General features: G+C 63.0%; 28 protein-coding genes and 7 pseudogenes. 18 read left to right on the top strand and 17 right to left on the bottom strand.

All coding sequences use genetic code 11. The features are described 5' to 3' along the window. Positions 1-372 precede the first annotated feature (372 nt). Complete coding sequence (locus tag OKW27_RS38295) at positions 373-2160, top strand: PHA/PHB synthase family protein (RefSeq protein WP_429336644.1); 1788 nt, start codon at positions 373-375, stop codon at positions 2158-2160. 118 nt (positions 2161-2278) lie between these two features. Here the strand turns inward: OKW27_RS38295 and OKW27_RS38290 are convergent. Continuing rightward, positions 2279-2392, bottom strand: a pseudogene (locus OKW27_RS38290) (AMP-binding enzyme); the annotation flags it as partial. Positions 2393-2661: 269 nt separating this feature from the next. Here OKW27_RS38290 and OKW27_RS38285 point away from each other — a divergent pair. Next, a pseudogene (locus OKW27_RS38285) lies at positions 2662-3175 on the top strand (ABC transporter permease); the annotation flags it as partial. Positions 3176-3350: 175 nt separating this feature from the next. Here the strand turns inward: OKW27_RS38285 and OKW27_RS38280 are convergent. From OKW27_RS38280 to OKW27_RS38265, 4 genes and pseudogenes are all read right to left on the bottom strand, one after another. After that, positions 3351-3836: a hypothetical protein gene (locus tag OKW27_RS38280; protein ID WP_429336503.1), complete on the bottom strand. Its 486-nt coding sequence runs from the start codon at positions 3834-3836 to the stop codon at positions 3351-3353. A gap of 36 nt (positions 3837-3872) precedes the next feature. Then, positions 3873-4247 (bottom strand): DUF3564 domain-containing protein, encoded by a 375-nt coding sequence (locus OKW27_RS38275; protein WP_090805779.1) that lies wholly within the window; start codon positions 4245-4247, stop codon positions 3873-3875. 59 nt (positions 4248-4306) lie between these two features. Then, positions 4307-4639 carry a c-type cytochrome gene (locus OKW27_RS38270; protein WP_090804947.1) on the bottom strand — a complete coding sequence of 111 codons (333 nt, stop codon included), beginning with the start codon at positions 4637-4639 and terminating at the stop codon, positions 4307-4309. 119 nt (positions 4640-4758) lie between these two features. Next, positions 4759-5019 (bottom strand): annotated as a pseudogene (locus OKW27_RS38265) (nitroreductase family protein); the annotation flags it as partial. A 357-nt stretch (positions 5020-5376) separates the two neighbouring features. On the opposite strand from OKW27_RS38265, the gene OKW27_RS38260 reads away from it, so the two are divergent. Next, positions 5377-5652 (top strand): DUF1488 domain-containing protein, encoded by a 276-nt coding sequence (locus OKW27_RS38260; protein WP_090804945.1) that lies wholly within the window; start codon positions 5377-5379, stop codon positions 5650-5652. A gap of 44 nt (positions 5653-5696) precedes the next feature. On the opposite strand, the pseudogene OKW27_RS38255 reads toward OKW27_RS38260, so the two are convergent. The 5 genes and pseudogenes from OKW27_RS38255 to OKW27_RS38235 all read right to left on the bottom strand — a co-directional run. Then, positions 5697-5996 (bottom strand): annotated as a pseudogene (locus tag OKW27_RS38255) (nitroreductase family protein); the annotation flags it as partial. 38 nt (positions 5997-6034) lie between these two features. Then, positions 6035-6817, bottom strand: a complete 783-nt coding sequence (gene fnr / locus OKW27_RS38250) for a fumarate/nitrate reduction transcriptional regulator Fnr (RefSeq protein WP_090804943.1) — start codon at positions 6815-6817, stop codon at positions 6035-6037. Next, entirely contained in the window at positions 6810-7241 is a 432-nt protein-coding gene (locus OKW27_RS38245; RefSeq protein WP_429336502.1) for a response regulator, read from the bottom strand. Before OKW27_RS38245 ends, fnr begins: the two co-directional genes overlap by 8 nt. A gap of 189 nt (positions 7242-7430) precedes the next feature. Continuing rightward, positions 7431-8078, bottom strand: a complete 648-nt coding sequence (locus tag OKW27_RS38240) for a response regulator (protein ID WP_090804939.1) — start codon at positions 8076-8078, stop codon at positions 7431-7433. Further along, positions 8075-9448 carry a PAS domain-containing sensor histidine kinase gene (locus tag OKW27_RS38235; RefSeq protein WP_429336501.1) on the bottom strand — a complete coding sequence of 458 codons (1374 nt, stop codon included), beginning with the start codon at positions 9446-9448 and terminating at the stop codon, positions 8075-8077. The genes OKW27_RS38240 and OKW27_RS38235 overlap by 4 nt, the downstream gene beginning before the upstream one ends. Before the next feature lie 181 nt (positions 9449-9629). On the opposite strand from OKW27_RS38235, the pseudogene OKW27_RS38230 reads away from it, so the two are divergent. Beyond that, positions 9630-9995: pseudogene (locus OKW27_RS38230) on the top strand (universal stress protein); the annotation flags it as partial. Positions 9996-10089: 94 nt separating this feature from the next. Here the strand turns inward: OKW27_RS38230 and OKW27_RS38225 are convergent. The 5 genes from OKW27_RS38225 to OKW27_RS38205 form a co-directional block, all read right to left on the bottom strand. Beyond that, positions 10090-10926 (bottom strand): universal stress protein, encoded by an 837-nt coding sequence (locus OKW27_RS38225; protein WP_429336500.1) that lies wholly within the window; start codon positions 10924-10926, stop codon positions 10090-10092. 161 nt (positions 10927-11087) lie between these two features. Further along, positions 11088-12491: a bifunctional enoyl-CoA hydratase/phosphate acetyltransferase gene (locus tag OKW27_RS38220; protein WP_429336499.1), complete on the bottom strand. Its 1404-nt coding sequence runs from the start codon at positions 12489-12491 to the stop codon at positions 11088-11090. 125 nt (positions 12492-12616) lie between these two features. After that, positions 12617-12856: a hypothetical protein gene (locus OKW27_RS38215; RefSeq protein ID WP_090804932.1), complete on the bottom strand. Its 240-nt coding sequence runs from the start codon at positions 12854-12856 to the stop codon at positions 12617-12619. Positions 12857-13192: 336 nt separating this feature from the next. Then, positions 13193-14494 carry an NRAMP family divalent metal transporter gene (locus OKW27_RS38210; protein WP_429336498.1) on the bottom strand — a complete coding sequence of 434 codons (1302 nt, stop codon included), beginning with the start codon at positions 14492-14494 and terminating at the stop codon, positions 13193-13195. A 12-nt stretch (positions 14495-14506) separates the two neighbouring features. After that, the gene (locus OKW27_RS38205) at positions 14507-16126 is read right to left on the bottom strand and encodes an oleate hydratase (RefSeq protein WP_429336643.1); all 1620 of its coding nucleotides are present in this window, start codon (positions 16124-16126) and stop codon (positions 14507-14509) included. Between the two features lie 468 nt (positions 16127-16594). On the opposite strand from OKW27_RS38205, the gene OKW27_RS38200 reads away from it, so the two are divergent. From OKW27_RS38200 to OKW27_RS38150, 11 genes and pseudogenes are all read left to right on the top strand, one after another. Next, on the top strand, positions 16595-16930 hold the full coding sequence (locus tag OKW27_RS38200; RefSeq protein ID WP_429336497.1) for a hypothetical protein: 336 nt from the start codon (positions 16595-16597) through the stop codon (positions 16928-16930). A gap of 57 nt (positions 16931-16987) precedes the next feature. Beyond that, positions 16988-17446 (top strand): universal stress protein, encoded by a 459-nt coding sequence (locus OKW27_RS38195; protein ID WP_429336496.1) that lies wholly within the window; start codon positions 16988-16990, stop codon positions 17444-17446. A 112-nt stretch (positions 17447-17558) separates the two neighbouring features. After that, the gene (locus OKW27_RS38190; protein ID WP_429336495.1) at positions 17559-17786 is read left to right on the top strand and encodes a hypothetical protein; all 228 of its coding nucleotides are present in this window, start codon (positions 17559-17561) and stop codon (positions 17784-17786) included. Further along, positions 17776-18522 (top strand): beta-ketoacyl-ACP reductase, encoded by a 747-nt coding sequence (locus OKW27_RS38185; RefSeq protein ID WP_429336494.1) that lies wholly within the window; start codon positions 17776-17778, stop codon positions 18520-18522. Before OKW27_RS38190 ends, OKW27_RS38185 begins: the two co-directional genes overlap by 11 nt. A gap of 208 nt (positions 18523-18730) precedes the next feature. Beyond that, positions 18731-18883, top strand: a pseudogene (locus tag OKW27_RS38180) (alcohol dehydrogenase); the annotation flags it as partial. 88 nt (positions 18884-18971) lie between these two features. Beyond that, positions 18972-19403, top strand: a complete 432-nt coding sequence (locus tag OKW27_RS38175) for an Hsp20/alpha crystallin family protein (protein ID WP_429336642.1) — start codon at positions 18972-18974, stop codon at positions 19401-19403. A gap of 74 nt (positions 19404-19477) precedes the next feature. Further along, the gene (locus OKW27_RS38170; RefSeq protein ID WP_429336493.1) at positions 19478-20128 is read left to right on the top strand and encodes a BON domain-containing protein; all 651 of its coding nucleotides are present in this window, start codon (positions 19478-19480) and stop codon (positions 20126-20128) included. Positions 20129-20204: 76 nt separating this feature from the next. Then, positions 20205-20483 (top strand): UDP-glucose 4-epimerase, encoded by a 279-nt coding sequence (locus OKW27_RS38165; RefSeq protein ID WP_429336492.1) that lies wholly within the window; start codon positions 20205-20207, stop codon positions 20481-20483. Between the two features lie 14 nt (positions 20484-20497). Beyond that, entirely contained in the window at positions 20498-21193 is a 696-nt protein-coding gene (locus OKW27_RS38160; protein WP_090804914.1) for a CBS domain-containing protein, read from the top strand. 133 nt (positions 21194-21326) lie between these two features. After that, a complete protein-coding gene (locus OKW27_RS38155; RefSeq protein WP_184043624.1) occupies positions 21327-22283 on the top strand; it encodes a DnaJ C-terminal domain-containing protein in 957 nt (318 codons plus the stop codon). After that, entirely contained in the window at positions 22280-22600 is a 321-nt protein-coding gene (locus OKW27_RS38150; protein WP_090804910.1) for a chaperone modulator CbpM, read from the top strand. Before OKW27_RS38155 ends, OKW27_RS38150 begins: the two co-directional genes overlap by 4 nt. Positions 22601-22633: 33 nt before the next feature. On the opposite strand, the gene OKW27_RS38145 is transcribed toward OKW27_RS38150, so the two are convergent. Then, the gene (locus OKW27_RS38145) at positions 22634-23146 is read right to left on the bottom strand and encodes a hypothetical protein (RefSeq protein ID WP_429336491.1); all 513 of its coding nucleotides are present in this window, start codon (positions 23144-23146) and stop codon (positions 22634-22636) included. Positions 23147-23642: 496 nt separating this feature from the next. Here OKW27_RS38145 and OKW27_RS38140 point away from each other — a divergent pair. From OKW27_RS38140 to OKW27_RS38130, 3 genes and pseudogenes are all read left to right on the top strand, one after another. After that, positions 23643-23801: pseudogene (locus OKW27_RS38140) on the top strand (DUF1269 domain-containing protein); the annotation flags it as partial. A gap of 100 nt (positions 23802-23901) precedes the next feature. Beyond that, on the top strand, positions 23902-25134 hold the full coding sequence (locus OKW27_RS38135; RefSeq protein ID WP_429336490.1) for a molybdopterin-dependent oxidoreductase: 1233 nt from the start codon (positions 23902-23904) through the stop codon (positions 25132-25134). A gap of 10 nt (positions 25135-25144) precedes the next feature. Further along, complete coding sequence (locus tag OKW27_RS38130) at positions 25145-25486, top strand: c-type cytochrome (protein ID WP_429336489.1); 342 nt, start codon at positions 25145-25147, stop codon at positions 25484-25486. Here the strand turns inward: OKW27_RS38130 and OKW27_RS38125 are convergent. Next, positions 25470-25718, bottom strand: a complete 249-nt coding sequence (locus OKW27_RS38125) for a hypothetical protein (protein ID WP_429336488.1) — start codon at positions 25716-25718, stop codon at positions 25470-25472. The two genes, OKW27_RS38130 and OKW27_RS38125, sit on opposite strands and share 17 nt — an antisense overlap. Between the last annotated feature and the right edge of the window lie 353 nt (positions 25719-26071).

The following is a 26071-nucleotide window of genomic DNA, read 5'->3' as shown; positions in this document are numbered from 1 at the left end:
GTGTCAACTGAGCCTTCTCGCCGCGCATGAATCGTACGGCGCTCATGGTTGCCCGGTTCTCGTTGATGCAAATCAACCCGCATCGCAGCCGCGTACGTAGTCTCACTGCTGGTATCAGGGATGCCCGACAGTTGTTCAACGTGCGTCCGCGGTGCCCGGCACGCCGACCAGACGCAGTCGCAACCGGTTGAGCGCTGCTGCGCTTCGATGGCGAAGGGACGTGCCCCGCGCCCGCTCTGGCTCGCATGGCGGCTAGCGCCATTGAGCGCGGATTCGGCCATCAGGCGCGGCATTCATACACGATGACCTCGACAAGGATGAGCGAACGTGAGCGTAGACGATCCGACTGAATTCCCCCATGCGCCGCAAGCTATGAAGCGCTCTCCATCTCAGACGACTACCCTGGCCGGTGCCAACCAACTGTCCGGGGCGCGGGACGGCCATGGCGCGCCCGTGCCTGCACTTTCGCGCAACGAACTGGACCTGGCCGCGCACGCGGCGGTCGCGGCGCTGACAGGCGGTTTGTCGCCGGCTTCGATATTCATGGCGGCCCAAGACTGGGCACTGCACATGATGCTCTCGCCCGGTAAGGCACTCGACCTGGTGAACCGGTGCGCGATGGCGTATAGCGAGCTGACAGAACACATACAGGTCGCGCCTACGGCTCATTGGCACGCCGAGCCGGTGAGCGAGGACCCTCGGTTCTCTGCCGATTCATGGTCGCGGTGGCCTTACTGGCTATATCGGGATGCCTTCCTGCAAGTCCAGCAATGGTGGGAAGCGGCGACCACGGCGATACCGGGCGTCGAACGGCATCATGAGGAACTGGTGCGCTTCCTCGTGCGCCAATGGCTGGACGCATGCTCACCCAGCAACTGCATCGCAACCAATCCCGCGATACAGACGGCGGCGTGGCGAAGCGGCGGACTGAATTTCGTGGTGGGCATGCAGCACTGGCTCGAGGACCTGCGCGAGCTTGCCGGCGCGGCGAAAGACGACCTGGCATCCCCTTCGCATGCGTGGCTGCCCGGAAAAGACGTGGCCATTACCCCGGGCAAGGTAGTGTGGCGCAACGCTTTGTGCGAGTTGATTCAGTACGCGCCTGCAACAGCCACCGTGGCGCGCGAACCGCTCCTGATCGTCCCGTCGTGGATCATGAAGTACTACATTCTCGATCTTCAGCCGCACAATTCCCTGATTCACTATCTCGTGGACGCTGGCTACACGGTGTACACAATATCGTGGCGCAACCCGCCCGCAGCGTTTCGTGACGTCGGACTCGACGACTACCTGCGCGACGGTTTGTTTGCCGCGCTGGCTCAGGTCCGTCTACGTCATGCACAGCCGGTGCATGCCGTTGGCTATTGCCTTGGGGGCACGCTCCTCGCGATGGCGGCTGCAGCGCTGTTTCGCGATGGAAGAGGGCACGAACTGAAGACGGTGACGCTCCTTGCGGCGCAAACGGACTTTGCTGAGCCGGGCGAACTGGGCCTGTTCATCGATGCGAGTGAACTTGCCGCGCTCGACGCATTGATGTGGCACCAGGGCTATCTGGACGGACGGCAGATGTCGAGCGCTTTCCAGCTGTTGAATGCGCGCGATCTGATCTGGTCGAGGATGATGAGCGAATACCTTCTCGGACGGCGCTCGAAGCCCAACGACCTGATGGCGTGGAACGCCGACACCACGCGCCTGCCTTATCGGATGCACAGCGAGTACCTCACGCGGCTATTCCTGAACAACGATCTTGCCGAGGGACGCTACTGCGTCGATGGCCGGCCTGTCGCCTTGTCCGACATCGAAGCGCCGACCTTTGTCGTCGGGACGGAGCGGGACCACGTGTCACCCTGGCGCTCGGTCTACATGCTGCATCTGCTGACGCATAATCCGTTGACTTTCCTGCTGACGGCAGGCGGACATAATGCGGGAATCGTGTCCGAGCCCGGCCATGTGGGCCGTTACTACCGATGTGTAACCCGTCCTCGCGGAGCGCCTTACCGCAGCCGCCGCGATTTTCTCGCCCAGACCACACCTGTCGAGGGGTCGTGGTGGCTCTGCTGGAACCAGTGGCTACGCGAGCAGTCGAGCGGGGAGGTGGCTGCCCATGCAGTCGACGGCGCCCTCTGCGACGCGCCGGGAACCTATGTCTTCGAAAAATAGGTGAAATTCATATGAATGAGGCCGATAGGCTCGCTAATCTGCGGCTTTCATGCGTCTCGATTGCCGTCGGCCGACATGGGGCGACGCGATGAACGACGAGCTCTGATCAGACGCGTCAGTCCGGGCCGTTCGGCCGCGCCGTCTTGAGCACCATGAACGCCACGATCGCTTCCCCGAAGGTATCGTCGGGACGGCCGACCACTGCGGCCTCGGCCACCGCGACGCACGCTGACGGGCGCACTGCAACATTTCCCCGGCCGGATGTCGCCGCGCCTGCCGTCACGTGGCACTGACCACGCAAAGCAACCGATGCTTGACGCGTATCAATTGCAATAGCGCTATCGGGTCGATGATGGATTCGTCGCGACGGCTCGCAAGCCGACACGCGCTCAGACATCGCGTGCGTCAACTGACGGAGGACGGACATCATGGTCCGCGCAGAACCAAGAATCATCGTCGCCGCAGTGGCCATTTTCACAGCGTTGGCCGGGATTGGAGGAGGGCATGCCGGACTACGTCCTCGACGCGGTACGCAGCACCGACGGCGTCAAATACGCGGTGCCGCTGTATTCGGGCGGCGCGCTGGTCAAGCTGCGCGACGGCACTTATCAGGCCGTCACGGTGATCGGACTCGACGACGCCAGCCTGTTCGGCTGGCCGATCATGAAGCAGGGCAAGATCGAAGACATCTATGCCGAGAACGGCTTCATCGCGATCGACGATCGCCGAGTTAGTGAAGCTGAAGAACCCCACGCTCGGCACGGATTTCGAGCTGAACGATCATCGCGGCGTGGTGGTCGGCATCGCGACTGTCGCGAGCAGCGGCCTGTTCGGCACACCCACGCTCTACACCACTTACAAGCGTGCTATCACCTACATCCCCACGACCCGCTACACCACCTCGTACATCCTCGTCGAGCCGAAGTCGCCAGCCGATATCGCGCATATCAAGCAAGTGGTGAAATCGCTCGGCTACGTCGCATACACGAAAGCCGAGTTCATGGCGCGCATCGCGTGGCTACAGGGCGTGGCGCAACGGCTGCAGGATACGGTCGCGTTATATGCGGCGCTGGGTGGGGGATGGGAGAGCGGGCAATGACCGGGCAAGTTTTCGAGTGAGAGTTCGCGGGCATGGCGCCGGGAGGGCGATGCGTGGAGGGCGCGGGATCGAGGCCCGCGCAGCGTGCGCCTCAGACGTTGCTCGCCTTAGGTGCGGAAGCCGTCGACGCCGGCGCGTCACCCGGCTGGTCCCGCTCGCAACGTTCGAGCCGCAACGCGCCCCAGCCGAGCGGAGCAAACACGCGGCCGCCAGCAAGCTCGACCTGCTCGACAAACGATTCGAGCGTCACGCCAGCCATGATGTGAATCGGCGCGTTGCTGATGAGATCCTGCGTGCGCAGCCACGGAGCGTCGCCCCGATTGATCTCGATGACGCTGCGCGTCTTGCCGTCGTAGCCCGCATCGGGCGGATACAACGGACCGTCGAAGGCGACCGTCAGAATCTGCTGCGGCATGTCAGCGTAGGGGACGCCGGCATGTTGTTCATACGGCACCTGTTCCCAGCCGTCGCCCCATTGCTGATCGAGTGGCACACGCGTGAAATAGGCCCACGGGGCGCGCACGAAACAGAGTCCATACCTGTGCCGTACGCCGTCCAGATCCGCGGTCAATCCCATGAGCGCACCTCGTTGTCGTGACGGTTCAAATAAGGTTCAGGCAGTGTCGTCATCCGCGAAAATGCCATTTTCAGGCTCTGCGCCCTCGTGGTCGACACATTGAATGTGCCAGTGGCCGCTCATCAGCGTCCTGCCTGCATTGGCGCACCATTGCGCACGCCCGGCCTCACCTTCGAACGGGCCGCCGGACACGTTCAGATCAAGCCCCTCAAGCACACAGCAGGGCACCGAATCGTGCGGGCCGCACACGAGTGTATTGCCGCAGTCGACTTGCAGCGTGCCCCATTCGGGCAGTTCGAGGCCCAGGTGCCCCTCGCGCGACCATTGACGCGTTTCGTTGTCGAGCCACAGGATGGCGAATGCCATCCGATTGACACGGTCGAATGTGTCGAGGTGGATGGTCAGGCGCATGATTTTCTCCATCTGTACCAAGTGCGTCCGCAGTAAGCGGCTAGTCGGTTCGTTGCTGTTCATTGACTCAGGACCCACTGGATCAGCGTGTGGGCGTCTTCGGGCGTAAGCGGTCCACCGCGATCTGGCGGCAGCGGCATGGCCATGTCGCCCCAATGCGCCTTGCCGCCGACCCGCAGTTTGTGTTCGAGCATCACCTGCGCATTCGGCTCGTTGCGATAACGTTCCGCGATCTGCTGGAACGAAGGGGCGAGAAACGGCGCGTCGCGGGTATGGCAGAACATGCAATGCTGTTGATCGACGAGGGCGGTCGGCTCGGACTGCGCGAACGCCGCGCCGCTTGCTGTCAGCAGGAGCCCGACGACATGCGCGGCCAGGTACGGCGGAAACATGGCTTTCACGAGACGCACTCCACGAAAGGTTGCAGGCTCAGTCTACGTTCGACGACGCGGTTGCAATTGACTCACGTCAAGCCGACGTTTGCCCGCGCTCCATCGACCGTTTGCGTGAGTCATCGGGCGTCGCCGGCGCCAGCGGATAAATCAAAGTGGCCCACCGTTTGAGCGAGCACCGGAACGCTGTCGCGCGGCAGGCGCATTTCGATACTCAGCGCACTGCGGTTGAGCCAGCCGCGCGCCGCGACAGCGAGTCCTGCGGCCGCGCAGAAGAGATAGACGTTCTGCACCATCGCGCCGGCGCTCGCCGACGCAAAAGGTTTGCGCTGCGACGGTGCGATGTCGTGGATGCGTGCAAGATCGGCGACGTACACCAGAATCGTGTCGTCCAGCAAGTCGGCAGCGAAGCGGCGCGTTAGATGTTTCATGAACACGTCGTCCTCGTGCAAGCCGGAACTGCAAACGGCACCCCGTCATCGTGTACCACCGCGGCATTTAATGATTGACTCAAATCAACCGGCTTTCGCGAACATGGGGCTGTTCGAGGCCTGCCGTCAGGTGATGTCACCCGCTTGATCCGAGTCAGCCAGGATCGCCACCAAAAAATTGGCGACGTTTCAAGCGGGTCTATTCTGAACACATCGGAGCGTCGAGCGTGGCCGCACTCTGGTTATCCGCGCCGCTTCCGTCGGCTTTGTTCAAGCCACGAACTTTCACTCTCACAGGTACCGGCCATGCATATCCATTTCCCGCAGGAACGTCCCGAGTACTGCGCGCGCGATCTCGTCGTCGCCTTTCCGGCGGAGGTCGACGGTGAGCGCGTGCAGTGCGCCATTACCGCGGAGGCGCTGGAAGACCACTTCGGCGCGCCGTCGTTGCGTGAAGACGATCTGATCGAAGCGTTCGATACACACCGGCTGCCCATCGAGGCCGCCGCGCGAAATTTGCTGAAAGAAGTGGGCGCGAAGCCGGTCATGATGCACAGCGGCTACTTTCGCTTCCGCGATTGAAGCCGCGCGGCCGGGCCGCTGATCGGCCCTTTGACTGCGCCGCGCTACGACACCACTTCGGCAAGTGGGCGCCGCGACGAATGCCGCACGGCGCCGCCACGGCCAACCCCGATCAGCAGTTGCGGGACGGCGTCCAGATTGAGCGCGGCGCGCAGGCGCTCGCGCAGCGAAGCCACTTCGATCGGTTGATTCAGGTAGGAAGCCGTCATGCCTTCGGAGGCGGCGGTGAGCAGCACCCGTTCGAGCGCCTGCCCGGCCGCGAGCCATGCGGCCGCGTCGTCCGTGCCGGTGCCGATGCACAGCAGCAATGGCGAGCCGGCGACGAGTGTCTGATGCGCTACGGCGGGCTTGACTCCGATCAAACGGCGGCGAGCGCGCGCGGCTAAACGCGGGCGAGACCTTCCCTGTCGAGAATCCTGATCTGCTTGCCGTGGGTATCGAGCAGGCCGTCCTTCTGAAACTTCGACAGCATACGGCTGACGGTTTCGAGTTTCATCCCGAGGTAGCTGCCGATCTCTTCCCGCGTCATGCGCAGATGAAATTCCGCCTGCGAATAACCGCGCGACTTGAGCTTGCCCGACAGGTTCAGCAGGAACGTCGCGACCCGCTGGTCCGCGGACATCGTGCCGAGCAGCATCATCAGCGTCGCCTCGCGCACGATCTCGCCGCCCATCAGCCTGTGAACATGCTGCTGCAATGCCTTGACGTCGCGGCACATGGCTTCGAGCAAATGGAACGGGATGATGCAGACCTTGCTGTCCTCGATGGCGAGCCCATCGCAGCTATGCTTGCCTGAACCGATGCCGTCGAGACCCAGCACATCGCCCGCAAGATGAAACCCGGTGACCTGTTCACGGCCGTCGCGATGCATCACGACGGTCTTGAACGAGCCCGCGCGAACTGCGTAGATGCTCTGGAACGAATCGCCTGCGCGAAACAGGGATTCGCCATTTTTGATCGTGCGCGAAGGGCAGATCAGCGCGTCGACCCGTTCGGTCTCTGTCGCCGTCAGACCTTCCGGCAAGCAGGAAGCACGCATCGCGCAACTCGGGCAGTTGGCGCCGCCGTGCTTCGGCCGGGCCGGTGCGAATCCGGGATCTTTCAGCGCGTGCAGCGGAATCTGCGCGATGGTCCGGGTCTGGGAATATTCGGCAACGTCAGACATGATGGGCTCCGAGATGGTAGAGACCGCGCGCGCAATGCTCGTGGGCAATTCGCTCGATGGTGTTGCATGCAAGATCGAATTCACTGGTCTTGTCGAAGAAGTACTGCGCGCCGTTGGCGACGCACGCCTGCCTGAACCACGTGCCCGAATGATTCGTGAGTACGATCGTGATCACGGTGGACATGCTCTGCGCGAGGCTGCGCAGCAGGTCGATGCCGCTGCCGCCGCTCAGATGTAAATCCATCACCACGACGTCGGCTGCCGTCGCGCCGATGCCGTCCAGTGCCGCACCGGGTTCCTCCGCTTCACCGACGATCTCGACGCCTTCGATCGCACCGAAACGCGCGGCGATCCGTTTCCTGATCGAAATCGCGTCGTCCACGAGGAACACGCGTACGGCCGGGTGTGACGGGCTTGTGTTCATGGCTCGAAGTATCGGCCGCGTCATCTCAAAATAAAATCAGCGGGGAACGAGCTTCGGGTAGGCGAGCGGGAAGTGTTGTAGGAAATTTCCTACACACACTCTGTGACGGCAAAGCAGCCGCGCGAGGAGCCACGGATGTGACGGGGGTCACGACGGAGCGGACCCAGTGACAGCGGCGCCGTGACGGCGCTAGATTTCGTCGTCTTCCCCGAGCAGCTTGTGGCGCAGCGCGTAGCGCACCAGCGCGGCTTCGTGCGGCATCTGCATTTTCTCGAGAATGCGGGTTTTATAGGTGCTTACCGTCTTGCTGCTGACACATAATTCGGTGGCAATTTCCGTGAGGGTTTGTCCTGCGGCGATGCGCCGGAAAACGTCGAATTCGCGATCCGACAGGCGCTGGTGGGGCAGTGTGTCGGCGGGCTCGTTCAGGCTTTGCGCGAAGCGCTCGGCCATCGCGAGACTGACATAGACGCCGCCGGAGGCGACCTTGCTCACCGCCGAGACCAGTTCCGCGCTCGCGCTCTCCTTGGTGAGATAGCCCGATGCACCGGCTTTGAAAGCACGCACGGCGTACTGTTGCTCCGCATGCATGGTGAGTACGAGAATGCGCAGCGCCGGCATCTCGTCCTTGATCTGCTTGATCAACTCGACGCCGTTGCGCCCCGGCATCGACAGATCCAGCACCAGCACATCGGCCGGGTGCGAGCGAACCAGAGCAATCGTACTGACGCTGTCGCTGGCTTCTCCGGCCACTTCGAAGCCGTTTGTGTTTTGCAAAATATGTCGCAGCCCATCGCGCACGAGCGCGTGATCGTCGGCTATCAGCACGCGAATCATGTTAGCGTCTCCTGCTGTTGCACGGCCGCGGCCGGGAACGTGACGGTCAGTGAAAAGCCCTTGCCGCTGGACGTCTGTATTTCGACGGTGCCGCCTAGCATATGCGCACGTTCGCGGATCCCGAGCAGCCCGAACGATTTTTCGGCGCGCGCGTCCGAACGGCCCACACCATGACCGTTGTCCGCCACTCGCACAATGCAGGCGTCCTCTTCGCGGCGCACCGTCAGCGTGACGAGCGTGGCTTGCGCGTGGCGGGTGACGTTGGTGAGCGCCTCCTGCACGATGCGGAATAGTGTGGTTGCGCCTGCCGGCGTAAGGGGTGTGTCGCCGACTTCGATGTCACGTTTCACCTCGATGCCGTAGCGGTTCGTAAAGTCGTTGGCGAGCCATTCGATGGCCGGGATCAGGCCGAGATCGTCGAGCATGACCGGGCGCAGGTCGGCCGCGATCCGGCGCACCGACGCGACCGTCGCGTCGATCAGCCGTTGCATGTCGCTGAGTTGCCGCAGAATCCCGGACTCGGCGGTGGCTTCGAGCGCCTGTTCGACCGATGAAAGGTCCATTTTCAGTGCGGTCAACTGCTGGCCGAGGTCGTCGTGCAATTCGCGGGCAATACGGGTTTTTTCGTCCTCGCGAACCATCTGCAGATTGGCCGACAGTTCGCGCAATTCCTCGCGCGATTTGCGCTGCGCGTTCTCCGCTTTGACCCGTTCCGTGATGTCGCGCAGCATGACTGTGTACAGCTTGCTGTCACCGTCGGCCACCTGGGAAATCGACGCTTCGATCGGAAATTCTTCGCCGTTGCTGCGCAGCCCGAATAGCACGCGCTGCTGTTTGCCCATCTGGCGGTCGGCCACGCCCGTGACGCCGAACTGGTCGACATGCCGCTCGTGCGCCGCGCGAAAACGTTCCGGAATGAAGCGCGACAGCGAAGCGCCGAGCGCGTCCGCCGCGCTGCAGCCGAATACCTGTTCGGCCATCGGGTTGAAGATGACAATCTTCTGTCGTTCATCGACGGTGATGATGCCTTCCATCGACGAGCGGATGATCGCCATCATGCGTGCCTCGTTGACGCTCGACTGGCTTCGCGCCTCGCTAGTCAAGGTCGAGACGCCGCGTGCGCGGGCAAGCAGAAAGGCCACGACGGCGAACAGACAGGCAGCGGCGATGCATGCCGTCAGCAAGCTGTTTTCCCGGAGCGGGGCTTCGCGCAGCGACCATTGCGCCAGCCAGCGCCAGATGCCGAGCGCCAGTGTGAGCCCGACCACGAAGGCGAGCGCGCCGACGAGCACAGGGTGTCGTACATAGGTCGCGACTCGCGACCGCGAGGACGGCCCGGGCGCGAAGGGCGTTTTGTCGCGAAGGGGCATGCGCGCCTCGATGGATAACGGATAACTCACGACGCCGGCCGACGGCAGCCTTTGCGATGGGCGACAGACCATGCTGCGCTGTTTATTTTGCGCGATTCGCACGGATCATGCCAGTAGCTGCGGTTGATGACGCATTCGTTGGGGATGCGTCAAAGTTCAGGAGCATGTCATGTAAAAGCGGATTCTCGTAGCAATCGACGGCAGTCAAGCAGCCCAACTCGCGCTTCAGGAAGCGCTGACCATCGCGGAGGCGGCACAGTCGACCGTGACAGCGGTATTCGTCGCCGAACATGCTGCGCAAATGGTCGACGTCGGCATCGGCCTGATCGATCAGCAGAGCCGCTCGACGGTGTCGGCCGAGGCCGCGATGGCGACGCTGGAAGATGCTCGCGCGCTATTCGAGCAGCGTGGGGTGCGTGGCTTGACGCGAGTTGTCGACGCGTACGGCGAGGACATCGCGGGTGTGCTCTGCCGTATCGCCGGCGAATGCGAAGCCGATCTCGTCGTGATGGGCACGCATGGACGGCACGGGATAGGACGCTTGCTGGTGGGCAGTGTGGCTGAAGCCGTCTTGCGGCGCACCGAGGTACCGGTCCTGCTGGTCCGGCGCGAACGGGATCTGGACGAGAATCCGTTTCGAATCAGTGCGACATCAGCACCGGCACGGTCATCGACTGCAGCACCGTGCGGGTTGCGCCGCCCATCACCAGTTCTTGCCAGCGGGCATGGCCGTAGGCTCCCATCACGAGGAGGTCCGCACCGAGCCCGGCTGCTTCCGATAACAGGGTGTCGCCAACCGACGCGGCCGGACCGGCTTCGACGTCCTTGACTTCGACCTTGATGCCGTGCCGCGCAATCACCGCTGCGATGTCGGCGCCCGGAATACGGGAGCCCGTTTCCCTGCGAGCGCCGTTGACCGCGACGATCGTGGTGAGCCGCGCTGTGCGCATGAACGGCAGCGCGTCATGCACGGCACGGGTGGCTTCGCGGCTGCCGTCCCAGCCGACCATCACGTGGCCGCCGGGGGAAGTGACGCTGCTGGCGTTCGGCACCAGCAGCACCGGCCGGCCCGCGGACATGACCAGGTTTTCGGGGAAATAGTTGCCGACGTACGACTCCGGATCATCCGGATCGTCCTGGCCGGCGATGATCAGATCCGCGCAGCGTCCCCGGTGCGGCACCGCGAGACTGGCTGACTGATCGACGGCGACCCACTCGCCCGCCACCCCGGCCCGGCTCAGCTCCGCATGGAAGAGGCGTTCGAGCGCGCCGCGCCGCTCGGCGCGCAGCTGCTCATGCGTCGCGTAGTAGCTGGCGGTGCCGGCCATCACGTACAGCGAGCGCGGATCGGGACTGAACAGGGCGAATACGCCGGTCAGATGGGCACCGAAGTGCTTCGCGAGGCGCAGCGCGATTTCGAGCCGCGGATGCGCGCGACGGCTCGTATCCAGGTGAACGACGATGGTTTTGTAGCTCATTGCAAAGCTCCCGGAAAGTGAATGGGCGGCGCCCGACCATGTGATCTGAGTCTATGAGCCGATGGCGCTGCGGCGTTGATTCAGATCAACCGTGCGACTGGGGGGGGCGCGGACAGTGGAACCTGAAAACGACGGGGCGCGCCGGTCCGCAAACGCCCCGTTCACGGGCGCCCCGAGCCTGCCAGCGCACGTTCCGCCGTCAGCTTGGCGAGTGCGGCGGATGCGAGCCTTACGCGCACGCTGTCGGCACGGCTCGTGAGGATGATCGGCAGCCGCGCGCCGAGCACGAGACCAGCCGCGTCGGCGCCGGCGAAGTACATGAGCTGTTTGGCGAGCAGGTTGCCGGCTTCCAGATCTGGCGCCAGCAGGATGTCCGCCTGACCGGCCACGGGCGAATCGATCTGCTTGATTTTCGCGGCCGCCAGGCTGATTGCATTGTCGAAGGCGAGCGGGCCGTCCACCAGCGCGCCCGTGATCTGACCGCGCGCGGCCATGACGGTCAGCGCGGCAGCGTCGAGCGTAGTCGGCATGCGCGAGTTGACCGTTTCGATCGCGCCGAGGACCGCGACCCGCGGGAGTTCGACACCCAGCACGTGCAACAGGTCGATGGCGTTCTGGCAGATATCGCGCTTATGGTCGAGCGATGGCGTGATATTGACCACGGCGTCGGTGACCACCAGCGGCTTCGAATAGGCCGGCACGTCCATCGCATAGACATGGCTGATGCGCCGCGAAGTGCGTAAGCCGGATGTCCGTGCGACGACCGCGCCGAGCAGTTCGTCCGTGTGCAGACTGCCTTTCATCAACGCGGCGACCCGGCCGGTCGCGCCCATTTCCACGGCACGCGCAGCCGCCGCATGACTGTGCTCGACCGCTTCGATCGGCACACCCGCGAGGCTGAGATTGGCGGCCTCGGCAGCGGCGCGGATTTTGGCTTCGGGGCCGATCAGCACCGGTTCGATCAGGCCTTCGTCGCGTGCTTCGATCGCTGCCAGGATGGCTTCTTCCGAGCAGGGATGAACGATCGCCGTGCGCAATGCGGGACGCACGCGCGCCTGCCGCATAAACGCGTCGTAGCGGTCGTGACGTCGCAAGGCGATTTCGGCATTCGCGGTGCATGGCCACACTACCGGCATCGACGGTGCAACGACCGTTGCCGTGCCGAGCAGCACGCTGTCGCCTCTCTGGTTCGTGCAGCAGATGTCGAGCAGGACGATGCGTCCGTCACTGCGCTTTTCCTTCACCTTGACCATCGCGGTGATGCTGTCCCCCGCTGAGACAGGATGACGGAACTGCAGGGTCTGGCCGAGGCAGATCGTGCCGGGGCCGGGCAGCCGCTTGCCGAGCAGCGCGGAAATCAGCGCGGCGGTCCACATGCCGTGTACGACTCCATGGCCGGACAGCGCGCCCGCGGCGATCGCCGCATCTTCATGCGCGGGATCGAGATCGCCCGATACGGCCGCAAACAGATCGATATCGTTCTGCAGGGCCACGCGTACGAGCGACGCCGACTCGCCGATTTCGATTTCGCCGAAAGTGCGGTTGCGCAAAAGGTTGTCGTTCACGATGGCTCCGACACGACACGATGCCGTGTGAGTTTCAGGTACGTCGATTAAGTCATGCCGAGGCTCCGGTGAGTTGATCTGCATCATCTGTTTCGGAGACGCGGCTGCTGGCGTCCTGCATTCCGTCAGACCGGCGCACGCTGACCGACGGTATCGCACAGCGCTTCGGCGAAGCGTTTGAACGCATGCAGCGAGCCCCCGATGCTCTGGTATTTTTCGCGGCCGATCTGTCCGTCGAGCGTAATCAGCAGCCCCGACTCGCGCGCGAGCGCGAGGATGGCATCGAATTCAGGGATCGCGTTGCGCGCGTCCTGTGATGGTTCCGCCGATGTCGCGGCGCGGGCGAAAAAGGCTGTGTCCGACATGGCCGGTCTCCTTACGGGTCTACCTCGGCACGCGCACCGGGCGCATCGCGAGGGCAATCGATTCGGGCTGTCACGGATCCAGTATGGGTCGGCACCCGGCCGGTACAAATCAGGTGGCACCGAGCTTCAGGTAGGACGTTCTGCATGCTTGTCAGGTTTTTCCTACGCAACGATGCGCCGTCATGACGGCCAGGTTCGTCGCTTGATATGGATCATGAGAATTCGCTCAACCGCGCCTATGCTCGTGGCATGCGCTGCGAATCCAGCATGCGAATGCACAACCGCATCGCACGTTCACTGTGACCGTGTCGCGGCGTGCTTTTTCCTGCTTTTCTCTTACCCGGGAATAAACATCAGCAGTGCGGCCACGCCCATCACCAAGGTGGCGATCGCGCCGAGCACGATCAGCGGTTTGCTGGCCGTGAACGCGCCCATCACCGATTTCCTCGACACGAGGATCATCACGACTACCAACAACGGCACCGCCACCACGCCGTTGATGACCGCGCTCCAGAACAGCGCCTTCATCGGGCTGATCGGCGAATACTGGATCACGAGCGCGGCCAGCACGCTGACGGCGATGATCGCGTAGAAACCGCGTGCGTCGCGCACCTTGCGCTCGAGCCCCTCATGCCAGCCCATCGCTTCGGATAGCGCATACGCGCCTGAACCCGCCAGCACCGGCACGCCGATCAGACCGACGCCGAGGATGCCCGCCGCGAACAGGAGGTAAGCGAAGTCGCCGGCGAGCGGTCGCAACGCGCTCGCGGCCTGTGCCGCCGTGGTGATATCGGTCACGCCGGCCTCGTGCAGCGTCACGGCGGTCGCCAGCATGATAAAAAAGGCGGTGAGGTCGGAATAGAACATGCCGGACCATGTGTCCCAGCGAATCCGTTGCAGCTCGCGGGGCGCCGCGCCGGCATCCATGATGAGCGCGGCATCACCGCGATGGGCGTGCAGGTCTTCTACTTCTTCGGAAGCCTGCCAGAAAAAGAGGTACGGGCTGATGGTGGTGCCGAACACGCCGACGACCATCGCCGCCGCGTTGCCGTTCAGCGTCAGATGCGGCCACAGCATGCGCCAGCCCACTTCGCGCCAGGGCACCTGAACGGTCAACAGCACGACGGCATAGGCGAGCAGCGAGACCGTCAGCCACTTCAGAAAGAACACGTACCGATGGTACGGCACGAAAACCTGCAGCAGCAGCGTGCCGAACACGAAGCAGGCCGTCATCAGGTGCCGGTCGACGCCGCTCACCAGTTCCGCCACTTCGCCCATCGCGGCAACATCGGCGGCGATGTTCAGCACGTTCGCGACCAGCAGCAACGACACGACGCCCATCAGCACGACAGGTGGGAACGCGCTCTTGATGTTGGCGGCGAGCCCTTTGCCGGTCACCCGGCCGAGGTTCGCGCACATCGACTGAACCGCGGCCATCAACGGAAAGGCGAGCGGCATCGTCCATAGCATGTTCAGGCCGAACTGCGCGCCAGCCTGCGAATAAGTGGCGATGCCGCTCGGATCGTCATCGGCGACGCCCGTGATGAGGCCCGGACCGACATGGGCCAGCGGATGCTCCTTCAGACGCGCGAGCAGCGTCCGCAGGCTTTTGGTATGCCGCAAACTGTCGACTTCCACCCGATCACCTCGCTAATGGTCCCGCAGCGTCGCGAATGCCTTGTAGACGATCCGCGGGTCATGCTGCCCCTTGTAGACAGCCGGTGCGGCCCGATCGAGCCCGAGCAGTGCATACACCGCGTTCTGCGCCGAGCGCACCGAGTATTCGACGGTGAACACGACGTCGTCGGGCAACTCGCAGAACTGCCCGATGAAGGCGAGATTGCGCCATTCGTCAGGTACCACGGCAGGCCGGTCGCCGCGACGGCGCGGCAGGAACTGGCTCGTGATGAACGGCATCATGCAGGGAATGCAAACCGCGCGCTCGAGGATTCGGGCCGACTCCGACTGCGCCTTCAGGTGACCTACGATCTCCGTCAGGATTTCGCGGCCGGTGCAGGCCTGCATCGGCTTGTCGACGAAATCGCCGGGCTGATCGACTCGCAAGCCGTACCCCCAGAACACCTGCACGTCCGCCGGCTGACCGATGAAATGCGGCTGATGCGGCAGCACGATCGACACGAGCCAGTTCGACTCCGGAAAAGTAATCAGGCCGCCTTCGCCGGGCACATTGCCGGTCAGATCGCGGATCAGCCGGAACAGCGTCGGGTCGCGCAGCGTCACCGTGAAGGAGAGCCACTTCGACGCGTCGACATGATCGGCGAAGATGGACGGATGACCGAATTCCGGCCGGCCCGCGGCGATGTTTTTCCACAGGCTCCAGGCCCCCGTTGCGTCGACCGTATCCAGCGGCGCGGGACGGTCCATGCCGCCCAGGCTGGAGGCGGCCGTCATCGAGCCGAGCGTGACGATCACCTTGTCGGCGGGATCGACCGGCAGATCGAAGCGCCCGTGCGCCGTTTCGCCCACTATTGCGCTGACCCGGTTCAGTGGGCCCGTTTCGTCGAAGCGAAGCTCGGTGACCCGGGTGTCCTGCCGGAATGCCACGCCGTGGTCGTCGAGCCAGCGGCGCAGCGGCCGGATCATCGAATCGTACTGGTTATAGACCGTGCGCATGATGCTGTGCAACTGGTTGAAACCGGTGGACATATGCGCGAAACGCAGCAGATAGCGGCGGAATTCGACCGCGCTATGCCACGGCTGGAATGCGAACGTCGTGCACCACATGAGCCAGAAATTGGTTTCGAAGAAGGAGGTGTCGAAGTGATCGGCAATCCGGCTAGCGCCGAGCATCGCTTCCGGTTCGATCGACAGGCGGCCGAGCGTCACCAGATGCTTTTCATCGAGCCCGTAGGCCGGCGCGTCTTCGCGTTTGCCCGCGCGCACGAGCCGCGCTCGCGACGAGGTTCGCATGGTTTCGTTCCAGTCGAAGATTTCCTGCGTCACGCTTTTAGTGCCGTCCAGCGTGGGGATCGACGAGAAGAGGTCATACGTGCACAGATACTTGCTTTCGAGCATGCGCCCGCCGCGCGCGACATAGCCGTTTTCGGGATTGCCCGCACCATCCAGGCTGCCGCCCAGCTTGTCGAGCGCTTCGAAAATGGTGATGTCGCAGCCGCGCACGTGGCCGTCGCGGATCAGGAAGGCCGCGGCCGCCAACGAGGCGATGCCGCCGCCGACAAGATAGAACTTGTCGTTCTCTGCGGGATGGCCGTCACGGTCGACGTCGGCGCGCGGCGCATGTGCGTGAATCGGATCAGAGTTTTGCACGTTGTTTTCCCTTTCGAGGTTCGCTGCAATCGAACTGCAGCCGGACCGCCCTGCCGCGCAGAGCGGGCGTTGTTCCAACATACGCGAGGCTCGGGTGATCCGATTGAGTTGGATCAAGCAACGATCGCGGCGGCGCGCTCGGGCGGGCGTCGAACTCAGGTTGATTCGCAAAGGCGACGCGGGCGGCGCTGCGCTGCGTATCTCGCCTCTTTGTGATCCGCATCAAGTTCGCCCGAAGCTGCCCTCATACGATGGTCCAGTGATCAGGAAAGGCCGGCATCCACTCGATGTCTTGACGCAAGTCAAGTGGCTCAAACCGTCCCAGCCGATGATCCAATCATCCCGCCGGTTGCGTCTCGTCAACTCGCCCCCGCCACTGCGGCGGGTGAATTCGCTAAGGAACCTGCGCGAAAACGCTGGACGCCTGGGAGAGGGCACATGGGAGTCGGCATGCAAATCGTCTATCTCGGCTTTGCCGGGACGTCGCAAATCGAAGCTGAGGCGGCTTCGCAACTGGTGCGCCTGGAGCGGTTCAGCAGGTCAATCGCGGGTTGTGATCTGGTGATCGAATCGGTCCATGCCGCGCTTCCTGACCATCGGGCCAACGTGCCTCCAGGCGATGCGCGCGGTCGGCTGTTCGAGGCCCGGCTCGACCTGATCATGCGCAGCGGCGAACTCGTCCCGATCAAACGTTGTGTCGACGCCAACGCGCAAGCAGCGATCCAGGCGGCATTCAATTCCGCCGAGGAGCAACTGGCGTGCAATCCGGTGCGTAGCCGGTCCTGATCATCGCAACGAGTCGTGCGACGGCAGCGCTTTTTAATGCCCTACGAGGAGCAAGTCATGTACCAAAACATTCTGGTTGCCGTGGATGGCAGCGAGGCGTCGAAACGCGCGGTTAGTGAGGCTACCCGCATGGCCAAGCTGGCGCATGCGAAGCTGACCGCAGTGTATGCGATCGACCAGTCGGCGGCCTTTATTTACGCGGGCGCGTGCGACCCGCATCTGTTGACCGATGCCGCGCGCCAGGTCGGACGAAGCCTGCTGGACGACGCACTCGCGAAAATGGAAGTCCTCGACGTGGCCGGCGATTCTGAAATCATCGAAACCCAGGGCATCGCCGAAGACATCGCGAGTTGCATCGCACGCTGTGTCGAGCGGCGCGGCGCGGATCTGGTGGTGATGGGTACGCATGGCCGGCGCGGCATGCGGCGCATGGTGCTCGGCAGCGTCGCCGAGCGTTTCGTGCGGCATTCGCCGTGCCCCGTGCTGCTGGTTCGGGAAAGCGCCGCCGACGCCTGAGCATCGTCCTGACTATCAGACGATGCTGCGCGACTACATGGCGGCTACCACGAATCTCTGGCAACAGGGGCTCGTTTCGGCGGCCCGGCACCAAACCGCTTGCAGCGACGACATGCGCGACGCGCTCGCCGGATGGCAGGCCGCATGGACCGGCAACCGGCGGCAGGGCGCCGGCATGGATCTCGCGACGCTGCCGCTGCAGGACTGGATGCGGCGCTTCGAACAGACGGTCAGGAACGCGCTGGACGGCGGCGAGCCATTCGGTTGGCGCACGGATTCGGCGACGCCTCCCGCGACGGCACGCCGCTTTGCGCAATCAGGAGAACAGCATGTCGGCTAAGCGCATTGCCTTCATCACCGGCGGTATGGGCGGACTGGGCGCCGCCATTAGCCGACGCCTTCACGATGCCGGCATGGTGGTCGCCATGTCGCATTCGGAACGCAACGATCACGTCGCCACCTGGCTGGTGCGCGAGCGCGACGCCGGCCGCCGTTTTCATGCCTACGAAGCCGACGTGACCCGTTTCGATTCGTGCGCGCATTGCGCGGAACGCGTGCTCGACGAATTCGGCGCGGTCGACGTTCTCGTCAACAATGCCGGCATCACGCGCGATTCGAGCTTTGCGAAAATGAACAAGGACGACTGGGATGCGGTACTACGCACCGATCTCGACTCGCTGTTCAATATGACCAAGCCCTTGCTCGGCGGGATGGTCGCGCAACGCTTCGGGCGCATCGTGAATATCGGCTCGGTGAACGGCGCGCGCGGCGCCTTCGGCCAGACCAACTACGCGGCGGCGAAAGCGGGGATTCATGGCTTCACGATGTCGCTGGCGCTGGAGGTCGCGAAACATGGCGTGACGGTCAACACCGTCTCGCCCGGTTACCTCGCGACCGCGATGACCGCGGCCGTGCCGAAGGATGTGATGGAGACGAAGATCTTGCCGCAGATTCCGGTTGGCCGCCTCGGGCAACCCGACGAAGTGGCCGCGCTAGTGGCGTTCCTCTGTTCGGACGACGCGGGTTTCGTCACCGGCGCGAACTTCGCCATCAACGGTGGGATGCATATGGGCTGAAGCGGCGCGGCGAACGTTTCGAGCGGGCGGCGACCGACGACTATCGCTTGATACATGTCAATCCATGTGGCGCGAGACGGCCTAAAGTCGGTCGTATGGCAGGCCAGTTTCCCTCAACGGAGTTAGCACATACGGGCGGCCGGGTTCTGGGCAACAAGATTGATGGCACCCAGGCCGAGTACGTGCGCATTGCGCACGCCGAGACAAGCCGATGCTGCTAAAGACGGTCGGAGCGGGCCGCATCGATCCCGCGCGGCCGATTACGCACCGCTTCAAGCTCGAAGACGTGGCCGGTGCCTACGATACCTTCAGCCGTGCCGCGGACACGCATGCGCTGAAAGTGATTAATGAAGTGTCCTGACCGGCGCGTTGCGCGGACGCATGCGCACCCGCGCCATTAACCCAGCCCCCTATCCATGACCGTAATGGATGATCCAAGGAGTAACACGATGAGCAACTTGACCCGTTTTGACCCGTTTGCAATCGAACCCATGTCGGATCTCTTTCAGGGCCTGTTCCGCCCACTGCGCGGTGGCGCGGGCGGGGAGGCGCCGCTTGCCGATATCAAGATCGATGTGACGGAGAGCGATACCCAGTACACCGTGAAAGCCGAACTGCCCGGCGTCGAGAAAGACGATATCGACGTGAAGATCGACAGCAATCTCGTATCGATCAGCGCCAAGGTCGAGCGTAAGCAGGAGCTGAAGGAGGGCGAACGCGTGGTTCGTCGCGAACGCTATTCGGGCGCCGTCAGCCGTTCGTTCTCGCTGCAGAGCGAGATCGATGAAGCCACTGCAACGGCGCAGTACAAGGACGGCGTGCTGTCGCTGACGCTGCCCAAGAAAGCGGCCTCCGCGCGCAAACGCCTGCCGATCAACTGATTGGCGCGGCGCCGGGCGCACCGCTGTACGTCCCGGCGCAGCGGCAACCCTTGCATGCCAACAAGGAGCAGGCAATGAAGTCAGACATGGAATTACAGCAGCAGGTCGAAGAAGAGCTGGCTTGGGATCCGGCCGTCAGCGTCACGGACATCGGCGTCGAAGTATGCGACCGCGTCGTCACGCTGTCCGGCCACCCGGTCAGCTACGCGGAAAAAGTCGCGGCGGAAAAGGCGGCGCAACGTGTCGCGGGCGTGAAGGCCGTGGTCGTGGAAATGGATGTTCGCCTGCTGCATACGGACGTGCGCACCGACGAAGACATCGCCAAAGCCGTTCGCACGATCCTGCGCTGGACCGTCGGGCTGAGCGAAGAGTCGGTCAAGGTGCAGGTCGAAAAGGGCTGGGTGACACTAAGCGGCGAAGTCGACAATGCCTATCAGAGTCATGTCGCGACCCGCACCATTTCGCATATGCGTGGCGTGACGGGCGTATCGAACGTGATCCGTATCGTTAGCGACGCGGCCGCGCAGGATATCGGCGAGCAAATCAGCCAGGCCCTGCAGCGTCACACGGACCGTGAAGCGAAGCATATCGCGATCAAGGCACACGAAGGCACCGTGACGTTGACGGGCAAGCTCGATTCGGCGGCGGAGCGCTCGGCTGTGCGCGGGGCCGCGTGGTCGGCGCCGGGCGTGCATGCGGTCATCGACAATCTGACCGTGGGCTAGCTTGCGGCGTGGCGGCCGGGGCGCATTTGCGTGCGGCCCGCGTCACTTCATCTGGGTGAAACATCAGGAGCGACTCATGACGCTTTCCGGAAAAGTTGGCGACGGCCATTGGTCGGTATCGGTCGTGACGCATCCGACGGCGGGCGGTTTCAACTGCTCGATCCAGCTCAGTCACACGACACCGGAAGGCGTCTTCACCCACGAGTTCACGCACAGCAGCGTACTTCCGAGCGAACGCGAAGCCGTGCTCGCCGGTCTGCGCGAGGGGATGGTGTGGGTGCAGCTGAAGATGTCAAAGACGTTGTCGCTTCAGACGGCAGACTACGCTCAACTCAAACCACACTCAACGCAATAGTCAGGAGACTTGCCATGCGTGCTTTCGACATAATGACCCGTAACGTGGTATCCGTCAGGCCCGACATGACCGTGCGCGAAGTCGCGAGGATGTTCGTGGAAAAGAGAATCAGTGGCGCGCCGGTAGTCGATGCGGCCGACGCTATCGTCGGCATGATCAGCGAAGGCGATCTGCTTCGACGCGTCGAGCTCGACACCGATAAACCCGTGCGTTCGTCATGGCTCGACCTGTTCTCCGCGAGCGACGACGCTCGCAACTATGTGAAGTCGCATGGACTGAAAGTCGAAGACGTGATGTCGCGCGAGGTCGTCTCCGTGGACGAAGACACGCCGATCAGCGACGTCGCCACACTTCTCGAAACGCAGCATATCAAACGCGTGCCCGTGACCAGGGCCGGCAAGATGAGCGGCATTATCAGCCGAGCCAATCTGATTCAGGCATTGGCCAGTCTCCCGGAGGAGCCTGCGCGCGACGCCGGCGCCGACGTCACGGACCGGGAGATTCGTGCGATGTTGATGGGCGAGTTGGCCGGCCACAAGTGGGCATTCGCAGGACGCAACATCGTCGTGAGCGACGGCGTGATCCATCTCTGGGGCGTCTTCCACTCGGCGGAGTCCGTTCAGGCGGTTCGCGTGGCAGCCGAGAGCATCCCCGGCGTGAAGGGCGTCGACGACCATACGGAGCCGTATCCGGTCATGCCGGGTATTTGAACGGCCGGCCGTCGGCGAGAGAGCTGCCGCGGCTCTGCTGGGCTGTCCGGATTGGTATAAAGTGAACCGGGCGCCGCCACTGGCGCGTTGGACCCATATTGCCGCCCCCGTTCCTCATCGGTCAGCCTCCAAAATGAAATACAGGGACTATTACGAGATCCTGGGTCTCGAACGCAGCGCTTCTCAGGAAGACGTCAAGCGTTCGTATCGTAAGCTCGCGCGCAAATATCATCCTGACGTCAGCAAGCATGACGATGCGGAAGACCGCTTCAAGGAGTTGGGCGAGGCCTACGAGGTGCTCAAGGACCCCGAGAAGCGCGCCGCCTACGATCGCATGGGCGACAAATGGCGCGACGGTCAGGATTTTCAGCCGCCGCCTAACTGGGACGAAGGCTTCGAATTCCGCGGCGCGGGCAGTCAGCCGGGTGCGCAGACCGACTTCCATGAATTTTTCGAGTCGATGTTCGGCGGCGCGCGCGGCGCGCATGCGCATGCGGGGCCCAGGGCGTTCAACGTGCGAGGCGAAGATCATCACGCGAAAGTGCTGATCGATCTCGAAGACGCGTATCGCGGCGCGCAGCGTTCGATCTCGCTGCAAGTGCCGGTGATCGATGCGCAAGGCCATGTCGCACTGGAATCGCGCACGCTCGACATATCGATTCCGAAAGGGATACGCGCGGGCCAGCATCTTCGGCTAGGCGGTCAGGGCGGCGCGGGTGCCACGCCCGCGGACGCTGGCGACCTCTACCTGGAAATCGGGTTTCGCGAACATCCCCGCTTTCGCGTCGACGGCCGCGACGTATCGCTCGAATTGCCGGTCGCGCCGTGGGAAGCCGCGCTGGGCGCGAAGATCGCGGTGCCGACGCCGGATGGTATGGTCGAGATGACTATACCGCGGGGTTCCGCCGGCGGCCGACGCCTGAGACTCAGAGGCAAGGGGATCCCCGCCAATCCGCCTGGCGATCTCTACGTGATACTGAACATCGTTCTGCCGCCGGCGGACAGCGAAACGGCGAAGGCCGCTTACGAATCGATGCAACGGGCCTTCAACTTCGATCCGCGCGCGCACTTTTATGGAGGATCATCGTGAAAGAGACCAGGACGACGACCTGCCTGCAAGGACAGGTTGTCGACGAGAGTGTCGAGTTTACGCTCGTCGAATTAAGTCGGGCGAGCGGGGCATCGGAAGAGGAATTGAGGCTTTGGGTCTCCGAAGGCGTGTTCGAACCCAAGGGGGATCAACCGCAGGAATGGCGTTTCAGTGGTGCGGCGTTTCGGCGCGTACGGACCGCACAGCGGCTCGCACGCGATCTTCAAATCAACCCTCCTGGCATCGCGCTCGCCCTCGATCTGCTCGACGAAATCGATGCGCTGCGCGCGCGTGTCAATCGTCTTCGTGCTGGTTAGACGCTGGTGCGCGATGTGCGCTGCGGCGTCGCGTCAGGCTACGCGCAGTGCGTCGTCTTTCGCCGGCCGCGCTGACGCGTCGGTGGGAGATAGCACCGGCAAAGAGGCCTGTACTGCCTCGGCAATGGCAAGCGAGAGTCTGTAGCGACAGAGGTCGCTGGGTCGGCCGGTAGGGTCGTAGGTGCTGTAGGCCAAACTGGATGTGCCATCGTCCGAGTAGTCGCCGGTGTCCGCTACGAGCAGGCTGATCAGAACTTTACCCGGTTTCGTGCCGTCGCCTGGCAAGCACAGTTGAATCCTTGCAAAGAGATCGGGACTGTCGCCAGATCGGTCCAGCACGTGTTCATATACGGGCAGCAAGGTGACGCCGTGGAGGGCGACGGTAAAGCCGGGCTTGTTGCCTAACGCCTTGTACACGATACCTTTGAGTGTGAAGCGGGGCTCATGGCAGGGCGCCTCCAGCGCAACCGACAATGCCCGCGCGGCGGCGTCAAGCGAGGCCGCGCGGTCTAGCAGGTAGGCGACTTCGTCGGCATTGTGGGACATGGCGAACTCCATCTGAAATATGCGAACACCCTAACGAGCCGCCCGGACGATGTTGTCCAGGATCAGTATGGCCGCCAATCTGACGGGCATCACCACCAAGCTTAGTGACGTGTCCGCCGCCGCATTTGATGCAAATCAATCTGGCCGAAATGTTCGCTGCCCGTGTGCTGCGCTGGCTGGTCCATTACCGCTTCAGATTTATCGGCGCGGCTTGTAGACGAGCGACATGGCGGCAGAGCGTGCGATGTTGAATGCTCCCGTGGCTTCCCGATGTGAACCGCGTCGACGCTTTGTAGTGCGCGCTGGTCGTCCGCGATGACACTCTCCGAGGATGCCAGCCGGATCGGGTCAGTCTGATCGGTGCGACGAAGGAAGTCAGTCGGAATTGAGACTATATTGAATGACAGAATTTCCTTGCACATCGCGCGGGTTGGGGTGGCGCACAGTCATGGGTTACCCGGCCGGGGTTCCGGGTATTCCCTACAGGAGGCACGAGATGAGGCGCATCTATTTCCTGTTGCCCAACGTCGAGAGCGCAAAAGGGATCATCGACGAACTCCTTCTCAAGCGCGTCGAATGGCGGCATATCCACGTGCTGGCCCGCCCCGATGTACCTCTCGAAGACTTGCCCGCAGCGACGCTTGCGCAGCGCAGCGGATGTCGAGGGCACGGATCCGACCATACCTGCGTTTCCTTAATTTCCGCAGACCCGATAGGGACGTAAAGAAGCCGATAGGCGTGCACAGGAGAGCACAATGAGAGACGAATACGGGACGAAACGCCGACAGTTCGTTCATGCCTTGGCGGCAGGCGGCCTGATAGGCATGGGTGGCGGTTGGGTACGCCGCTCGTGGGCTGCCAATGCAGTGACGCTGCCGTTCGCGAACGGTCTGCGAGAGTTGACGAGTGGGTTTCCGCATAAGGGTGAGATGCTCCTCTTGCGAAGCCGCCCGCCATTGCTCGAAACACCGTTTTCCGTATTCGACGTAGGCGTGTTCACCCCAAATGACCGGTTTTTCGTGCGTTGGCATCTGGCCGGCATTCCGACCCGGGTCGACGGCGGCGCCTTCCGACTGGTGGTGCGGGGACTGGTCGGCCGCGAACTTAGCCTGAGCGTCAGCGAAATCATGAATGGCTTTCCTCACGTCGAAGTGGCTGCCGTGAATCAGTGCGCAGGCAACTCTCGCGGTTTCTTCAAACCGCGTGTCGCCGGCGGAGAGTGGGGCAACGGCGCGATGGGCAACGCCGTGTGGACCGGCGTGCGGCTCAAGGATATTCTGGATCGGGCAGGGGTTAAGGCGGGCGCCGTTCAGGTTCGTTTCAATGGGCTCGACACAGGGGTGATCGCGGCCACGCCCGACTTCATCAAAACGCTCACTGTCGACCATGCCCGCGACGGCGAAGTGATCGTGGCGTTCGGGATGAACGGCCAGGCGTTGCCGCTTCTGAACGGGTTCCCGTTGCGGCTCGTGGTGCCCGGTTGGTATTCGACATACTGGATGAAGATGCTGAACGACATCGAGGTCATCGACCGGCCGGACGAGAATTTCTGGATGGCCAAGGCGTACCAGATTCCTGACACACCTCACGCGAATGTCGAACCCGGACAGACTGGCGTCAAGACGGTGCCCATCAACCGGATGGTGCCAAGATCGTTCTTCACGAACCTCGGCGACGGTTCCGTGCTCCCGGTGATGCGGACGCGGACGGTCAGGGGAATCGCATTCGGTGGCGACGCGGGTGTGCAGCGGGTTATGTTTTCCTCCGACGGGGGCGGTTCATGGATGCCGGCGCGCCTTGAAAAAAGCTATGGAAAATACAGCTTCCGCCGCTGGGATGCGCAGTTCACACCCCATTACGCCGGCCAGTTTGTGTTGAAGGTGAAGGCGGTCAACGAGAACGGCGTTGAGCAGCCGGACACACCGAACTGGAACAGCGGCGGCTATATGCGCAATGTCGTCGAATCGGCAACTGTGGTCGTCGCGTGAGGAGGCGAACATGAAAGCGTCTGCTGCAGTGCTGCTGGTATGGGCGAGTTGTGTGAGCGCGTCTGCCATGGCCGGGCCGGACAAGCCTGGAGGCGCTGCCGTAATCCGGACCGTCGACGTCACGCTGCCCAATGGCAGCCTGACTTTCCCGCCGGGCGTTGGTTCGAACCTCGCGAACGCGCAATGCGTGATTTGCCATTCAGCCGGAATGGTCACCCGGCAACCGCCATTGTCGTTTCAGGAGTGGAAAGCGGAAGTGGCCAAGATGCGTGCGGTCTACGGTGCGCCGCTGGCTGCCGATGAGGTTGATCAGATCGCACGATATCTGACGGCGATCAACGGGAAGCCTTGAATCCTTGCGCGTCGGATACGCGGTAGTAAGAGTATTGATCACCACAACCCGCTGTCGGCATCGTGTCTGCCATCGCGGCCTTCCAAACTTTCCCTGGATCAGCAAATGGCAAAGAAAGATCCATCAGGACAAACCAGCAGGTGAAGACCGGGTGGAAATACCAGTCCCGCTGCCGAAGGTCCACGCGGTAGATGCTGAGACGTGCAACTGGAATATGGAATCGATAGGTCACGCTGGGTACGACGCCTACGTCCCGCGTGTTATCGAGAGGCGAGAAGAGAGTACTTTCTATCTGACGCCGCTGAGCACGACGAACAGTTAGGCGATTCGATCGCGCGCCGTTGAGTACCGAGCACATTTCTGACCGAGTACCAGACTGTGCTTGCCGACGAAACGCTGAGTCAGGGCAACCGATGCCAGTCCGCTGCCGATCAGAACTGCGCCACGCGCGCTCGTATCGAGATGAACGAGAATGCTTTTGTAGCTCGTCGCCGGTGCTCCGTGGCTGAACATGGAGAGACGGGCGGCAGCCCGTGCTGAGATCGAGTCCAGGGGCCGGGTAAGCGCGGCTGATGACGCAGATCA

It is taken from the genome of Paraburkholderia sp. 35.1 (assembly GCF_050436525.1).
GTDB lineage: Bacteria > Pseudomonadota > Gammaproteobacteria > Burkholderiales > Burkholderiaceae > Paraburkholderia > Paraburkholderia tuberum.
Note: the sequence above shows the minus strand (reverse complement) of the source record. Positions and strands in the feature narration are given on the sequence as shown.

What these genes read in the sequence shown, in the direction of transcription:
- OKW27_RS38295 (WP_429336644.1), top strand. Translation starts at nt 373, where the DNA reads ATGAAGCGCTCTCCATCTCAGACGACTACCCTGGCCGGTGCCAACCAA.
- OKW27_RS38280 (WP_429336503.1), bottom strand. Translation starts at nt 3,836, where the DNA reads ATGGGATTGACCGCGGATCTGGACGGCGTACGGCACAGGTATGGACTC.
- OKW27_RS38275 (WP_090805779.1), bottom strand. Translation starts at nt 4,247, where the DNA reads ATGCGCCTGACCATCCACCTCGACACATTCGACCGTGTCAATCGGATG.
- OKW27_RS38270 (WP_090804947.1), bottom strand. Translation starts at nt 4,639, where the DNA reads ATGTTTCCGCCGTACCTGGCCGCGCATGTCGTCGGGCTCCTGCTGACA.
- OKW27_RS38260 (WP_090804945.1), top strand. Translation starts at nt 5,377, where the DNA reads ATGCATATCCATTTCCCGCAGGAACGTCCCGAGTACTGCGCGCGCGAT.
- fnr (WP_090804943.1), bottom strand. Translation starts at nt 6,817, where the DNA reads ATGTCTGACGTTGCCGAATATTCCCAGACCCGGACCATCGCGCAGATT.
- OKW27_RS38245 (WP_429336502.1), bottom strand. Translation starts at nt 7,241, where the DNA reads ATGAACACAAGCCCGTCACACCCGGCCGTACGCGTGTTCCTCGTGGAC.
- OKW27_RS38240 (WP_090804939.1), bottom strand. Translation starts at nt 8,078, where the DNA reads ATGATTCGCGTGCTGATAGCCGACGATCACGCGCTCGTGCGCGATGGG.
- OKW27_RS38235 (WP_429336501.1), bottom strand. Translation starts at nt 9,448, where the DNA reads ATGCCCCTTCGCGACAAAACGCCCTTCGCGCCCGGGCCGTCCTCGCGG.
- OKW27_RS38225 (WP_429336500.1), bottom strand. Translation starts at nt 10,926, where the DNA reads ATGAGCTACAAAACCATCGTCGTTCACCTGGATACGAGCCGTCGCGCG.
- OKW27_RS38215 (WP_090804932.1), bottom strand. Translation starts at nt 12,856, where the DNA reads ATGTCGGACACAGCCTTTTTCGCCCGCGCCGCGACATCGGCGGAACCA.
- OKW27_RS38200 (WP_429336497.1), top strand. Translation starts at nt 16,595, where the DNA reads ATGCAAATCGTCTATCTCGGCTTTGCCGGGACGTCGCAAATCGAAGCT.
- OKW27_RS38195 (WP_429336496.1), top strand. Translation starts at nt 16,988, where the DNA reads ATGTACCAAAACATTCTGGTTGCCGTGGATGGCAGCGAGGCGTCGAAA.
- OKW27_RS38190 (WP_429336495.1), top strand. Translation starts at nt 17,559, where the DNA reads ATGCGCGACGCGCTCGCCGGATGGCAGGCCGCATGGACCGGCAACCGG.
- OKW27_RS38185 (WP_429336494.1), top strand. Translation starts at nt 17,776, where the DNA reads ATGTCGGCTAAGCGCATTGCCTTCATCACCGGCGGTATGGGCGGACTG.
- OKW27_RS38175 (WP_429336642.1), top strand. Translation starts at nt 18,972, where the DNA reads ATGAGCAACTTGACCCGTTTTGACCCGTTTGCAATCGAACCCATGTCG.
- OKW27_RS38170 (WP_429336493.1), top strand. Translation starts at nt 19,478, where the DNA reads ATGAAGTCAGACATGGAATTACAGCAGCAGGTCGAAGAAGAGCTGGCT.
- OKW27_RS38165 (WP_429336492.1), top strand. Translation starts at nt 20,205, where the DNA reads ATGACGCTTTCCGGAAAAGTTGGCGACGGCCATTGGTCGGTATCGGTC.
- OKW27_RS38160 (WP_090804914.1), top strand. Translation starts at nt 20,498, where the DNA reads ATGCGTGCTTTCGACATAATGACCCGTAACGTGGTATCCGTCAGGCCC.
- OKW27_RS38155 (WP_184043624.1), top strand. Translation starts at nt 21,327, where the DNA reads ATGAAATACAGGGACTATTACGAGATCCTGGGTCTCGAACGCAGCGCT.
- OKW27_RS38145 (WP_429336491.1), bottom strand. Translation starts at nt 23,146, where the DNA reads ATGTCCCACAATGCCGACGAAGTCGCCTACCTGCTAGACCGCGCGGCC.
- OKW27_RS38135 (WP_429336490.1), top strand. Translation starts at nt 23,902, where the DNA reads ATGAGAGACGAATACGGGACGAAACGCCGACAGTTCGTTCATGCCTTG.
- OKW27_RS38130 (WP_429336489.1), top strand. Translation starts at nt 25,145, where the DNA reads ATGAAAGCGTCTGCTGCAGTGCTGCTGGTATGGGCGAGTTGTGTGAGC.